General features: G+C 37.9%; 13 protein-coding genes, 1 tRNA gene, 1 other RNA gene and 2 pseudogenes. 16 read left to right on the plus strand and 1 reads right to left on the minus strand.

The window, feature by feature from the left end:
• The first annotated feature begins 34 nt into the window (after nucleotides 1-34).
• From HMPREF2619_RS00005 to HMPREF2619_RS00020, 3 genes are all read left to right on the plus strand, one after another.
• A tRNA-Asn gene (locus HMPREF2619_RS00005) sits at nucleotides 35-108 on the plus strand.
• Between the two features lie 1,316 nt (nucleotides 109-1,424).
• Nucleotides 1,425-1,661, plus strand: a complete 237-nt coding sequence (gene comW, locus HMPREF2619_RS00015; RefSeq protein WP_070457893.1) for a sigma(X)-activator ComW — start codon at nucleotides 1,425-1,427, stop codon at nucleotides 1,659-1,661.
• A 231-nt stretch (nucleotides 1,662-1,892) separates the two neighbouring features.
• Nucleotides 1,893-3,179 carry an adenylosuccinate synthase gene (locus HMPREF2619_RS00020; protein ID WP_070458011.1) on the plus strand — a complete coding sequence of 429 codons (1,287 nt, stop codon included), beginning with the start codon at nucleotides 1,893-1,895 and terminating at the stop codon, nucleotides 3,177-3,179.
• A 443-nt stretch (nucleotides 3,180-3,622) separates the two neighbouring features.
• Here HMPREF2619_RS00020 and HMPREF2619_RS00025 read toward each other — a convergent pair whose 3' ends face one another.
• Nucleotides 3,623-4,162, minus strand: coding sequence for a hypothetical protein (locus tag HMPREF2619_RS00025; RefSeq protein ID WP_070457897.1), 540 nt, complete (start codon nucleotides 4,160-4,162; stop codon nucleotides 3,623-3,625).
• A 303-nt stretch (nucleotides 4,163-4,465) separates the two neighbouring features.
• Here HMPREF2619_RS00025 and tadA point away from each other — a divergent pair, with 303 nt between their 5' ends.
• The 13 genes and pseudogenes from tadA to srtB all read left to right on the plus strand — a co-directional run bounded on the left by tadA (nucleotide 4,466) and on the right by srtB (nucleotide 13,195).
• Entirely contained in the window at nucleotides 4,466-4,933 is a 468-nt protein-coding gene (gene tadA, locus HMPREF2619_RS00030) for a tRNA adenosine(34) deaminase TadA (RefSeq protein WP_070457900.1), read from the plus strand.
• Between the two features lie 32 nt (nucleotides 4,934-4,965).
• An RNA gene (gene ffs, locus HMPREF2619_RS00035) (signal recognition particle sRNA small type) lies at nucleotides 4,966-5,063 on the plus strand.
• Nucleotides 5,064-5,277: 214 nt separating this feature from the next.
• Nucleotides 5,278-5,721 carry a dUTP diphosphatase gene (locus HMPREF2619_RS00040; protein ID WP_000701981.1) on the plus strand — a complete coding sequence of 148 codons (444 nt, stop codon included), beginning with the start codon at nucleotides 5,278-5,280 and terminating at the stop codon, nucleotides 5,719-5,721.
• Nucleotide 5,722: 1 nt separating this feature from the next.
• Complete coding sequence (locus HMPREF2619_RS00045) at nucleotides 5,723-6,262, plus strand: histidine phosphatase family protein (RefSeq protein ID WP_070457903.1); 540 nt, start codon at nucleotides 5,723-5,725, stop codon at nucleotides 6,260-6,262.
• A 10-nt stretch (nucleotides 6,263-6,272) separates the two neighbouring features.
• Nucleotides 6,273-6,434 (plus strand): annotated as a pseudogene (locus tag HMPREF2619_RS11085) (DNA repair protein RadA); the annotation flags it as partial.
• A pseudogene (locus HMPREF2619_RS00050) lies at nucleotides 6,430-6,732 on the plus strand (isochorismatase family protein); the annotation flags it as partial. The pseudogenes HMPREF2619_RS11085 and HMPREF2619_RS00050, both read left to right, overlap by 5 nt.
• A gap of 18 nt (nucleotides 6,733-6,750) precedes the next feature.
• Nucleotides 6,751-7,266, plus strand: a complete 516-nt coding sequence (locus HMPREF2619_RS00055; protein ID WP_070457906.1) for a histidine phosphatase family protein — start codon at nucleotides 6,751-6,753, stop codon at nucleotides 7,264-7,266.
• Nucleotides 7,267-7,276: 10 nt separating this feature from the next.
• Nucleotides 7,277-8,641: a DNA repair protein RadA gene (gene radA, locus HMPREF2619_RS00060; protein WP_148130343.1), complete on the plus strand. Its 1,365-nt coding sequence runs from the start codon at nucleotides 7,277-7,279 to the stop codon at nucleotides 8,639-8,641.
• A 71-nt stretch (nucleotides 8,642-8,712) separates the two neighbouring features.
• Complete coding sequence (locus HMPREF2619_RS00065) at nucleotides 8,713-9,408, plus strand: TIGR00266 family protein (RefSeq protein ID WP_070457909.1); 696 nt, start codon at nucleotides 8,713-8,715, stop codon at nucleotides 9,406-9,408.
• A 147-nt stretch (nucleotides 9,409-9,555) separates the two neighbouring features.
• On the plus strand, nucleotides 9,556-10,050 hold the full coding sequence (locus HMPREF2619_RS00070; RefSeq protein WP_006147430.1) for a beta-class carbonic anhydrase: 495 nt from the start codon (nucleotides 9,556-9,558) through the stop codon (nucleotides 10,048-10,050).
• Nucleotides 10,051-10,266: 216 nt separating this feature from the next.
• Entirely contained in the window at nucleotides 10,267-11,235 is a 969-nt protein-coding gene (locus tag HMPREF2619_RS00075) for a ribose-phosphate diphosphokinase (RefSeq protein WP_070457912.1), read from the plus strand.
• Between the two features lie 299 nt (nucleotides 11,236-11,534).
• Nucleotides 11,535-12,305, plus strand: coding sequence for an LPKTxAVK-anchored surface protein (locus tag HMPREF2619_RS00080; RefSeq protein WP_070457915.1), 771 nt, complete (start codon nucleotides 11,535-11,537; stop codon nucleotides 12,303-12,305).
• A gap of 74 nt (nucleotides 12,306-12,379) precedes the next feature.
• The gene (gene srtB, locus HMPREF2619_RS00085; protein WP_070457918.1) at nucleotides 12,380-13,195 is read left to right on the plus strand and encodes a class B sortase, LPKTxAVK-specific; all 816 of its coding nucleotides are present in this window, start codon (nucleotides 12,380-12,382) and stop codon (nucleotides 13,193-13,195) included.
• Nucleotides 13,196-13,250 lie beyond the last annotated feature (55 nt).

A 13,250-nucleotide genomic window follows, 5' to 3' on the forward strand; every position in this document is an offset into this window, starting at 1 on the left:
CCCCCTGTGAGATAAGGAAGTCGCTTAGCTTTAATCCGCCATAGCTCAGTTGGTAGTAGCGCATGACTGTTAATCATGATGTCGTAGGTTCGAGTCCTACTGGCGGAGTATGTAGACGTTCCGAGGAACGTCTTTTTTTTATCTTTCAGGGGTCATCTTGATCCTTTTTAATTTTGCTCTTTATTAATATTTAGTATCTTTTATAAGTTTGTTAGATTTGAGTTTTTTTAAGTAATTTTTATTCCTTTTAATAGGTCTTAAAAGATTTTCTAGGCATTCTATTTCTTTTATCAGCGATAGCTGATAAATAATGTTCAGAAATATTAGTAAAATCTATTTATTTCGGTTGTCCATTTTGTCTTAATAAGCCATTAGAATGTTCATTGAGCCCCCGTTGACCAGGACAATCTGGACCCGCAAAGAAAATATCAATGTCATGCGCATTGGAAATAGATTTCCAATTAGAAAATAATCAAAAGTTATAGACTTAAAAAGGTAGCTAGGGACTTGAGACAACCATTGATTAATAGAAGTCTCAATATCACTTGCTTTCTGTCCATTGGTTTTCAGTACGATGATGGTTTTGAACAGCGTTCTACTAAGGTAATAACTGCACTTTTGTGTTTTTCTCCCACAATTGTATCCCTTTTTAGATAACCGAATTCCGTCTTAAAATCGGGATAACTGTTTGCTCTCTAACGTAAATCTCTACGAAACGCTTGTTTTCCTTGTTTTTCGCTATGATCATTTGCTTTTCTGGAGGTCCTCTTTCTTAAAAATACCACGGTCTGCTAGTCGATAGAGAGTTCTCATAGAACAAGAAATCCTATCTAGATGAGCTCTGTTAATGATATCAAGGCTCCAGCTTCTAAATGAGTTTGAATAAAGTTTTTTTCTGCTTGCGAAAGACTTGTTTTATTCCTGCCACAGCGATTCTTATTGAATTTATATCGCTTATAGTAATCATAAGCAGAGTGCCCCTCTTTCAGATAGTTGATGACATTGTTGATTGTCTGTTTTGATCTTCCTAGTGAGTTCGCAATATCTAAAACTTTTATGTTTTCTTGAAAGTAAGCCTTTATCATTACGAGTTCGTTTGTGGTAAGATGTATATAGGTTATTTATGTTAGTTCCTATCAGACAAATGTGGTAGTTTATCTGAGCCTAACAAAAATGGCTTTTTCTGTCTAGTTTAATTTTACAAATTAGAATTATAAAGTATACTAGCATAATTCCTACAGTATTTTTTTCATTACAGAAATTTTAGATCTTTTTTTGAAATGTAGGATTGTCCACCTGATTTGTTAATTTTTTTATCTGTTATTTATTTGAATATTCATTATAGTACATGATAGAAGTATCTTCCCAGGTTCTTCTATTTTTTTGTTATACTCATTTTATCAATAGAAATGGAGTTAAATAAAATGATTGAACAGATTTATGAACAATATCTTGATTTTTATGATGTTATTGAAAAAGAATATAGTTATTTAGTAGATAATGATTTAGAATGGGAAGTTTTTCATCTTCGATTTTTACTCTATTATTTAGCTCGGTACAAGTTTGATATTATGCATCCTTTATTTTCTTACCACTATAGAGTTTGCTACCGTTTGTACATTGAACAGCTATTGATTTCAAATGACTGGGTTGGGGGATAATTTATAATTTTCATATTTCCGAACGATTTTATAGTTTTTTCTTTTCATAATATAAATTTACAATATTTTTTTAATATTAATTTTCTAATTTTCTCTAATTCCCTAATGTTTCTGGTCTTTGGTCTTGAAAAAATTGAGAATCTTTATTATAATAAATTGTAAGATATAATTGTAGGTGAGATTCCTGCCATGTATGTGAGAAAGGAAGAGCCTAAGGGCTCAGACAAGATTATGACTTCAGTTGTTGTTGTAGGTACCCAGTGGGGTGATGAAGGTAAAGGGAAGATTACAGACTTCCTTTCAGCTAATGCAGAAGTGATTGCGCGTTACCAAGGTGGTGATAATGCTGGTCACACAATTGTGATTGATGGAAAGAAATTTAAGTTGCACTTGATTCCTTCTGGAATTTTCTTCCCTGAAAAAATTTCTGTCATTGGGAATGGGATGGTTGTAAATCCTAAGTCACTTGTGAAAGAGTTGAGCTATCTTCATGATGAAGGTGTTACAACAGATAATCTACGTATTTCTGATCGTGCGCATGTTATTTTGCCGTACCACATCGAGTTAGACCGTCTGCAAGAAGAAGCTAAGGGTGAAAATAAGATTGGTACTACTATCAAGGGTATCGGACCAGCTTATATGGATAAGGCTGCTCGTGTTGGAATCCGTATTGCGGATCTTTTAGATAAAGATATTTTCCGTGAGCGATTAGAACGTAACCTTGCTGAGAAGAATCGTTTGTTTGAAAAATTGTACGATAGTAACCCTATTTCAATTGATGATATTTTTGAAGAATATTATGAGTATGGTCAACAAATTAAGCAATATGTCACAGATACTTCTGTTATTTTAAATGATGCGCTTGATAATGGCAAACGTGTCCTATTTGAAGGTGCCCAAGGTGTCATGCTAGATATTGACCAAGGTACTTATCCATTTGTTACGTCATCAAACCCTGTTGCTGGTGGTGTGACGATCGGTTCAGGTGTTGGTCCAAGCAAGATTGACAAGGTTGTAGGTGTATGTAAGGCCTATACAAGTCGTGTAGGAGATGGGCCTTTCCCAACTGAATTGTTTGATGAAGTGGGAGAACGCATTCGTGAAGTAGGTCATGAGTATGGTACGACAACAGGTCGTCCACGTCGTGTAGGTTGGTTTGACTCAGTTGTGATGCGTCATAGTCGCCGTGTTTCTGGAATTACGAATCTTTCTTTGAACTCTATCGATGTTTTGAGTGGTTTGGATACAGTTAAAATCTGTGTAGCTTATGATCTTGATGGTCAACGTATTGACTACTATCCAGCTAGTCTTGAACAATTGAAACGTTGTAAACCTATTTATGAAGAATTACCTGGTTGGTCAGAAGATATCACTGGAGTACGTACTTTGGAAGACCTTCCTGAAAATGCACGTAACTATGTTCGTCGTGTTAGCGAATTGGTTGGCGTTCGTATCTCTACTTTTTCAGTAGGTCCTGGTCGTGAACAAACAAATATTTTAGAAAGTGTTTGGTCATAAGAGATTTTTTAAGATTTGTTTAAGATAGTTCAGCTATACTATAGACAGTTACAAGAAGACCTCCTAACTTGTTGTAACAAATATCCTAAACTTTTCTTTTTCATAATAATCTCCCTATAAAGTCACCGCATTCGGTGGCTTTTTTTTTCAGTTGAAGAAAAAAACAGTGGGTATTAAGTCTCTAGATTAAGTCTTGATTTGGTAGCCCCAGATCTACGAGTTTTCAACATTTGGGTAAATTGCTTAAAGTTGTGAATTGAGAAAAGAAGTTTTGGTAAAAGAAGCTTTTTGAATTCTCAAATACCAACAAATCGTTCAATTTGCCATCACATCAAAGGCGCATAACTAAGAAAAAATGAGGTTGGGATTTCTGATCCCAGCCTCTTCAGTGAACTATTTTCTTGAGAATTTGTAAGTTAGACAAACTTGAATTTTTTTCTGAATCAGCTTACTTGATTATCTGATTTATCACTTTGAAATTGCTGTATTTCGTGCATAAAAGCATCTGCCTTTAGTTTAGCTGTGATGATACTGACACTTTTTAGCTTATTTATTTTTTTCCCATGTAATGCTACACAAATAGGATTTCTAATTTTTATGCTTAACTTTACGCAATTAAAAGGACGCTTTTTAATGGTTATTTGTTCGATATCTTGAAGTCCAAATTGATAATGTAATAGGCTGTGGCCTCTACTGCTATAGGTATAATACTGAACAATATTGTTTTTATAAATTTCTAATTTTACTCCATTTATGAAGAGATAATACCCCATAAACCATATAAGGAGGGAAGCATAAATCAGCGCTACTGCCATAACAATCTTGTCTGCAAAATCAGTATTGTAAGTCATCAGACGCTTCAGAATCCAGAGAATCATAACAGATATAGATATCATGGATGGTCCCCCTACTCTATTAAATGTATCTTTATATGGAAACATCAAGGTAAGTTTTGGTTCATCCTGTAAACATTCTAATTTCATTATTTACCCTTTCATCTTGTTTATTATTTAAATCTCAGTTTTTTCTTTTTTTGGAGAGTTATAATTAAAAATGTTCTAACAGAATTGGATATTCTGTGTCAATTGTTTCCATTACTCTCAGTTCATGATTTCTAATTTTACTCTTAATTTTGCCAGTATTATACTCTTTTTATAATATTATTTCTACTAACTAGAGATTGAATAATATCTAAAGTTAGTTACTGCAAATATTATAGAGCTCTTTTTTTGTCTAGGAAAACATGCTATAATGATAGAATTGATAAGCGTGAAAAGAGAGAAGCTATGGATTATACAGTTGAAGAAAAAGAAGTTTTTATGAGAGAGGCCTTAAAGGAGGCGGAGATTGCTTTAGAGCATGATGAAATTCCAATTGGTTGTGTAATTGTAAAGGATGGAGAAATCATTGGTCGGGGGCACAATGCACGTGAGGAGTTGCAACGTGCGGTTATGCATGCGGAGATTATGGCCATAGAGAATGCTAATGTAAGGGAAGAGAGCTGGCGTTTGTTGGATTGCACACTTTTTGTTACTATAGAGCCCTGCGTTATGTGTAGTGGGGCGATTGGGCTAGCTCGCATCCCAAAGGTGGTCTATGGAGCTAAAAACCAGAAATTTGGTGCAGCTGGAAGTCTGTATGATATTTTGACAGATGAGCGCCTCAATCATCGTGTAGAGGTTGAAACAGGGATTTTAGAGAGTGAATGTGCAGGCATTATGCAGGAATTTTTCAGAAATCGACGGAAAAAATAATTTCTCTTTTAAAATCTTTGGAAATGTGGTATAATAACTAATGGAGCAACAGTTCTGCGTGAAGCGGGTCAGGGGAGGAATCCAGCAGCCCTAAGCGATGTGAATTGTGTGCTCTTTTTTTGTGCTTTAAAGAAAATAGTTTAAGTATGGCGAAATAGGAATGAGTTTGTTAATAAAAGAGAAAATAAGGGGCATTTGAAATATATTTAAATTTTTTTGTATGATTTTATTGTTTGCTTTTTGATAGGACACTTTTCTTTTTTCATATAGAGGATTTTTCGTGCTTTTTTCGAATAAATAAGATAAAATAGCCTAGAATAAACGATAATAGAAAAGAGAAGATTATGAAAATTCGTGGTTTTGAACTAGTTTCTAGTTTTACAGATGAAAATTTGCTACCAAAGCGTGAGACAGCGCATGCGGCTGGTTATGATTTAAAGGTTGCGGAGCGTACAGTCATTGCACCAGGAGAAATCGTCCTCGTCCCAACGGGTGTTAAGGCTTATATGCAGCCGACTGAAGTGCTCTATCTTTATGACCGTTCATCAAATCCTCGTAAAAAAGGTTTGGTCTTGATTAACTCTGTGGGTGTCATTGACGGAGACTATTATGGCAATCCAGGGAATGAGGGACATATCTTTGCACAGATGAAGAATATTACAGACCAAGAGGTTGTTCTTGAAGTTGGGGAACGTGTGGTTCAGGCTGTCTTTGCACCATTTTTAATCGCAGATGGAGATGAGGCAGACGGAGTTCGTACTGGTGGGTTTGGATCAACTGGGCACTAAGATGAAGATTATCTTTGTACGTCATGGAGAGCCAGATTATAGTATGCTTGATAAACTTGAAAATCCGCAACTCTATAGTGGTTTTGGTCGTGATTTAGCACCATTGACAGGAAAAGGTCGCAGTCTGGCAAAAGAAGCTGCTAAAACTGCATGTTTTGGAAAGGCAGAGATTATTATTTCATCGTCTGTGACGAGGGCTTTAGAAACAGCACATTATATAGCAGTTGAAACAGGATTGGACTTATTTGTGGAGCCGTTTTTTCATGAGTGGCGTCCAGACTTAGATGGCACTAACTCTGATTTAACTAGTGTATTGGTAGCTCATGAATATTATCTAAAACATCAAGGAGGTTTATCTGAAGATTCTCCCTATCGCTATGAAACTGATCTAGAGATGCGTCATCGTTTTTTAAAAGCTTTGGAAAAATATAAAAATTATAAAACTATTATCATTGTAACTCACGGAATGCTCATGCGCCAATTTGTACCAGACGAGAAGATTGATTTTTGCCAAGTGATTGAATGTGAGATAGAGATATAGAAAGAGGTTTATTATCGCAAAGAAAAAGGCGACATTTTTGTGTCAAAATTGTGAATATAATTCCCCCAAGTATTTAGGGCGCTGTCCAAACTGTGAGTCTTGGTCTTCTTTTGTTGAGGAGGTTGAGGTTGCAGAGGTCAAGAATGCGCGTGTGTCCTTGACGGGGGAGAAAAGACAGAAAGAAGAAATTTGCGACCGGCTTGCTGCTTGTATCTTCTCGTATCTTTGAGAAGCGTCGGGCTTCTTGCTTTACTAATCCAGATTTAAAAGATTTTTTAGAGGAAAACGGTGCTAAAAGCATAGAGTTTATAGGGGTAGATGGCAATGGCTGTGTTAAGGCTTCCGTTTTGGCAGCTACCAAGGAGAATTATCAGGTTTCTGTCGATTTGTCTGCTGTCGGAGTTGCCAACCAGAAGAAATTCTCTAAAACACTGAAGCAGTGGCAAGATTACGGAATCAAGATTGGATAGTTTTATGGGGATCTTAATATGAAAATTATTTTTATCCGTCACGGGGAGCCAAATTACCGTGAGTTAGAGGAGCGTTCCTATACTGGATTCGGGATAGATTTGGCACCCTTATCTGAGAAAGGAAGACAACAAGCTCAGGAACTTTGCAAAAATCCTTTGTTTGGCTCAGCTGATATCCTGGTGTCTTCTGCAGTGACGCGAGCTTTAGAAACGGCTTTTTATGTATCCTGTGCTACTGGCCTTCCTTTGAGGGTAGAGCCATTATTGCATGAATGGCAGGTTTATGAAACAGGTATAGAGAACTTTGAAACAGCTAGATGTCTGTTTTTAGAAAACAAGGGGGAGTTGCTCCCAAATTCTCCTGTTCAATATGAGACAGCTGTAGAGATGAAGTCTCGTTTTCTAGAATGCATGGCTAAGTATCGGGAACATCAAACTGTGGTAGTTGTAGCCCATCGCATGCTCATGAGCCAATTTGTACCAGACGAGAAGATTGATTTTTGCCAAGTGATTGAATGTGAGATAGAGATTTAGAAAGAGGTTTATCATCGCAAAGAAAAAAGCGACATTTGTATGTCAAAATTGTGGATATAATTCCCCTAAATATCTGGGGCGTTGTCCTAACTGTGGATCTTGGTCTTCCTTTGTAGAAGAGGTTGAGGTTGCCGAGGTCAAAAATGCGCGTGTGTCCTTAACAGGTGAGAAAACCAAGCCTATGAAATTGGCTGAAGTAACTTCTATTAATGTCAATCGAACCAAGACTGAGATGGAGGAATTCAACCGTGTACTCGGTGGGGGTGTGGTACCAGGAAGTCTCGTCCTTATCGGTGGGGATCCAGGGATTGGGAAATCAACCCTTCTCTTACAAGTATCAACCCAGTTATCTCATGTGGGAACGGTTCTCTATGTCAGTGGGGAGGAGTCTGCTCAGCAAATCAAACTCCGTGCAGAGCGTTTAGGTGATATTGACAGCGAGTTTTATCTCTATGCAGAGACCAATATGCAGAGTGTACGGGCAGAAATAGAGAGAATTCAGCCAGATTTTCTCATCATCGACTCTATCCAGACCATCATGTCTCCTGAGATTTCTGGAGTTCAAGGTTCTGTGTCTCAGGTGCGTGAGGTGACTGCAGAACTCATGCAGCTGGCCAAAACCAATAACATTGCCATCTTTATTGTAGGGCATGTGACCAAGGAAGGAACCTTGGCGGGTCCTCGTATGTTGGAGCATATGGTGGATACGGTTCTTTACTTTGAAGGGGAACGCCACCATACCTTTCGTATCTTGAGAGCAGTCAAGAACCGTTTTGGCTCGACAAATGAAATTGGGATTTTTGAGATGCAATCAGGTGGCTTGGTTGAGGTGCTCAATCCGAGTCAAGTTTTCCTAGAAGAGCGTTTGGATGGAGCAACTGGTTCGTCTATCGTGGTGACTATGGAAGGGACGCGTCCGATTTTGGCGGAGGTTCAGGCTTTGGTAACACCGACCATGTTTGGAAATGCCAAGCGTACGACGACAGGCCTTGATTTCAATCGTGCTAGCTTGATTATGGCTGTTTTGGAGAAACGGGCAGGTTTGCTTCTCCAAAATCAGGATGCCTATCTCAAATCAGCTGGTGGTGTCAAATTGGATGAGCCTGCTATTGATTTGGCAGTTGCGGTTGCTATAGCTTCGAGCTATAAGGACAAGCCAACCAATCCTCAGGAATGTTTTGTAGGAGAATTAGGTTTGACTGGAGAAATTCGGCGTGTAAATCGTATCGAGCAGCGCATCAATGAAGCAGCTAAACTTGGATTTACAAAAATCTATGTACCGAAAAATTCCTTGACAGGAATCACTCCACCCAAGGAAATTCAGGTAATCGGAGTGACGACTATCGGAGAAGTCTTGAAAAAAGTATTTTCCTAATAGTCTTACTCAGTTTTAGATTGCAAAACACTTTATAGCCAATATTTATTAAAAACAAGGAGGAATTTCTGATGAAATTTTCTATGGATAGTCAAATACAATTTCCTTTGGTAGAGTTATCGCTCAACCAAGGAGAAACAGTCTTTATACAGCGCGGTAGCATGGTTTACCACACACCTAATGTCAGCCTCAATACCCAACTTAATGCCAGCGGTTCTGGTTTGGGACGTTTTGTCAAAGCCGTGGGACGTTCTATGGTTTCTGGTGAAAGTACTTTCATTACTCAAGCTATTGCAGAGTCTGACAACGGACATCTTGCTTTAGCACCAGATACTCCTGGTCAAGTGATTGCTCTTGAACTAGGTGAAAAGCAGTATCGATTGAATGATGGGGCTTTTCTAGCTCTTGATGGTACAGCTTCCTATACTATGGAGAGTCAGTCTATTGGTAAAGCTCTGTTCGGAGGGCAAGGCGGTCTCTTTGTGATGACTACCCAAGGCCAGGGAACTCTCTTGGCAAATGCTTTTGGCTCTATCAAGAAAATTGAGCTTCAAAACCAAGAAATAACTATTGACAATGCCCATGTGGTGGCTTGGAGTCAATCTTTGGACTATCATATCCACTTAGAAAACGGCTTCTGGCAGTCTATCGGTACAGGCGAAGGAGTGGTGAATACCTTCCGAGGAACTGGTGAGGTCTATGTACAAAGTCTCAATCTTCAAAGCTTTGCAGGCTCTCTTAACAAGTATATTCAAAAAGGTTCATAATAATAAAAAAACTAGGGCAGAAACCCAAGCTAGAAGCTGGATGTTTCTGTCCTGGTTTTTTAATAGGGAGGTTGACAGCTGACAAATACTCTTAAAAATGATAAGATAGGAGAAATGTTTGATTATCAAATTTTTAAGGGGGAAATCGTGTCGTATTTTGAACAGTTTATGCAAGCCAACCAGGCTTATGTTGCCCTGCATGGGCAGTTAAATCTGCCAATCAAGCCGAAAACCAGAGTAGCCATTGTGACTTGTATGGACTCACGTCTGCACGTTGCACAAGCTTTGGGGTTAGCACTTGGAGATGCTCACATTTTACGGAATGCGGGCGGTCGAGTGACAGACGATATGATTCGCTCACTCGTGATTTCTCAGCAACAAATGGGAACAAGAGAGATTGTAGTTCTTCATCATACAGACTGTGGTGCTCAGACATTTCAAAATGAAGAATTTCAAGAACATTTAAAAACAGAATTAGGGGTTGATGTCTCAGGTCAAGATTTTCTCCCATTTCAAGATGTTGAGGAGAGTGTTCGTGAGGATATGCAGTTACTTCGAGAATGCCCATTGATTCCAGATGATGTGGTTATTTCAGGGGCTGTTTATGATGTGGATACAGGAAGTATGAGAGAGGTATACTAACTTTTCATTTGTGAGTTCCTATCTTCCTATGAGATAGAATGTCTAAGTTGTCACATTTCAGCTTGAATATAAGGAATGTAAATGAGAACAAGACAAGGGGATAAATGTCCATTCTTGTCTTATTTTTTATTGAAAAATCAAGAAAAAAGCGCTACAATGGTAGTTGGAAAAATGTTGTGAAAAAACACAAGTGATACATAAATACTGGAGGAAATCATGTCTTTTTCTGATTTAAAGCTGTTTGCCCTTTCTTCAAATAGAGAATTGGCAGAGCGTGTGGCGCAAGAGATTGGGATAGAGTTGGGAAAATCGACTGTACGTCAATTTTCAGATGGAGAAATTCAAGTTAATATCGAAGAATCGATCCGTGGGAAACACGTCTTTATCCTACAATCAACTAGCTCACCTGTAAATGACAATCTGCTAGAAATTTTGATTATGGTAGATGCTTTGAAACGCGCCAGTGCAGAATCTGTCAACGTTGTTATGCCTTACTATGGCTATGCACGTCAGGATAGAAAAGCGAGAGCGCGTGAGCCAATCACTTCAAAACTTGTAGCAAATATGCTAGAAGTGGCTGGAGTGGATCGTTTGTTGACGATTGACTTGCATGCTGCACAGATTCAGGGATTTTTTGATATTCCTGTCGATCACTTGATGGGTGCTCCTTTAATTGCAGACTACTTTGAGCGTCGTGGCATGGTTGGTTCTGACTATGTGGTTGTCAGTCCAGACCATGGTGGGGTGACTCGTGCTCGTAAATTGGCAGAGTTTTTGAAAACTCCGATTGCCATTATTGATAAACGTCGTAGCGTGGACAAGATGAATACCAGTGAAGTGATGAACATCATTGGTAAGGTAGAAGGCAAGACTTGTATCTTGATTGACGATATGATCGATACAGCTGGAACTATTTGCCATGCGGCGGATGCTCTTGCAGAAGCTGGTGCTATCGAAGTTTACGCAAGCTGTACGCACCCAGTTCTTTCAGGGCCTGCTATGGATAATATCCAAAAATCAGCTATTAAAAAATTAGTTGTTTTGGATACTATCTACCTACCAGAAGAACGTTTGATTGATAAGATTGAGCAAATCTCTATCGCTCATCTCTTGGCAGATGCTATCATCCGTATCCATGAAAAACGTCCTCTATCTCCATTATTTAGTATTGAGAAAAAAATCTAACGAATTCGTTGGATCAGATAAAACTCCTAACAAAGTGATAGACCTTGTTGGGAGTTTTCTTAATTAGATCAGAAAAATGTGAAAATTTCACTAATTGTTCGTTTTTTAGTCCATTTTTTTCCTTAATCTTTCGAGAATATTGCTTGTTTTTTAAGAATATAATAAATTTTACTCGTTTTTTACCAGAAATTTTAAAAATACTTTAAGAAAAAGCTTGACAACTCAAATATATGTGATATAATTTGAGGTAATAAAGGTTATCCTTATAATTAAAATTAAAATTAAAGAGGAGATAAAACATGAAGAAAGTTTTATTGACATCAGCAGCAGTTCTTGCAGTATTCTCTGCAGCAGCTCCAGTTTTTGCACAAGGTGAAAACCCAAATGCTTCTAACCAATTGATCCAAAAGAAATATGTTTCTTGGCGTGATGCAGCAGATGAAGCTCAAAGACAAGTTGAACTTCATGCAGCTGACATTCAAGCAGAAGCAGAAGCTAGTGTAGAAGGATATGCTAAAGCACTTGAAACAGCTAAAGCTGAATTGGCAAAATTATCAGATTATTCTTACGCAAAACTCAAGGATAGTTATAAAGGAGATGGTGCTTCTTTAAAAGAATCTGATGTTGAATTCCAAGGTGGAAACAGCCAAGCTGTAGCTGCAAAACGTGAACAATTGCAAGAAAATGTTAATGCTGCTCAAAAAGCTTATGATAAAGCTTTGAAAGAAGCAGTTACTACTGTAACAAATAAATATCGTAAACATTTTGAAGAAGTTTACATTGCAGCTGCACAAGCACAAGGAAACTACTACAATGAGTCAGGTGTAGAAGCTAACCGTACAAATGAACAACGTATCGCTGATGACCAAGTAGCACAAGGTACAGCTGCGTCAGCTGCCCAAGCAGCAGCAGACCAAGCTGCAACTAAACCAGAAGATGGTAAACCAGGTGCTAAAGACCAAGCTAAAAAAGCAGACGAAGCTGCTAAAAAAGCAGGTGTAAATGCTAAAGCAGGCGCAAATGCTAAAGCAGGTCAAAAAGCCCTTCCAAAAACACACGCTGCTAAATAATTTTATTTAAAAAGTAGCCAATCACTGAAACTTGGTTTCAGTGATTTTTTTGGTAAAAAATGAGGGAGGAAAAGATGAGTAGACGTTCTACGACAAAGAAATCATCAATTACTAAAATAATTGCTTCAATCGTTGCAGTAGCTGTCGTTGCTTTGGGAGGCTTTTTTATCTATAAAAGTTTCTTAGCACCAAGTGGAGATAAGATAAAATCAGAACAAACTTATATTGCTAGTGATGAAGAAAAGGAATATCTTGCTAATAAATTTAAAGGCTTGCTCGCAACAAACTCTGAAACAGTTGGTTATGTCTATATTCCTGGTACACAGTTGGATGAACCAGTTGTTCAAACAACGGATAATGCGACTTATTTAGATAAGCGCTTTGATGGCGTTAACGAGCCCTTAATGGGGACAGTCTTTATGGACGCCGATAACAAGAAGGACTTTAGCGATCGATTGACTTGGTTATTTGGTCATGCTCGTGGTAGTAAAGTGGTTGACCACCGTATGTTTAAAGATGTAAATTACTTCAGTCGCCAAGAATATTTTGATGCACACCCTTATGTTGTCATTGAAACTCCAGAGAGAAAGTATTATTATGAAGCTGTTGCTATGATTATTGTTCCAGAAGAAACAGCTTTTTACCGTACTTCTTTTGATGATGATAAGGATTTCGAGAAACAGCTAGGCATTATTTATGATACTGCAGAGGTTAAGAAACCAAATGTTAAGGTATCAGCTAAGGATAAATATCTTGTTCTTTCTACTTGTCGTGAAGAAGATGATACGATTCGTGCCAATCTCTACCTTCGACAAATTCCTGACTCAGAGATGAGTGACTTTGTCAAACAACATGGAGAAAGTCTTCAGTATAAACCAACAAGAGAATAATCTTTAAATAAGATCTTTATGAATCCTCCTCAAATTAAATGAAATAGTTTAATTT

Origin of the sequence: Streptococcus sp. HMSC074B11, assembly GCF_001808705.1 — a bacterium.
In the GTDB taxonomy this organism is placed as follows: domain Bacteria; phylum Bacillota; class Bacilli; order Lactobacillales; family Streptococcaceae; genus Streptococcus.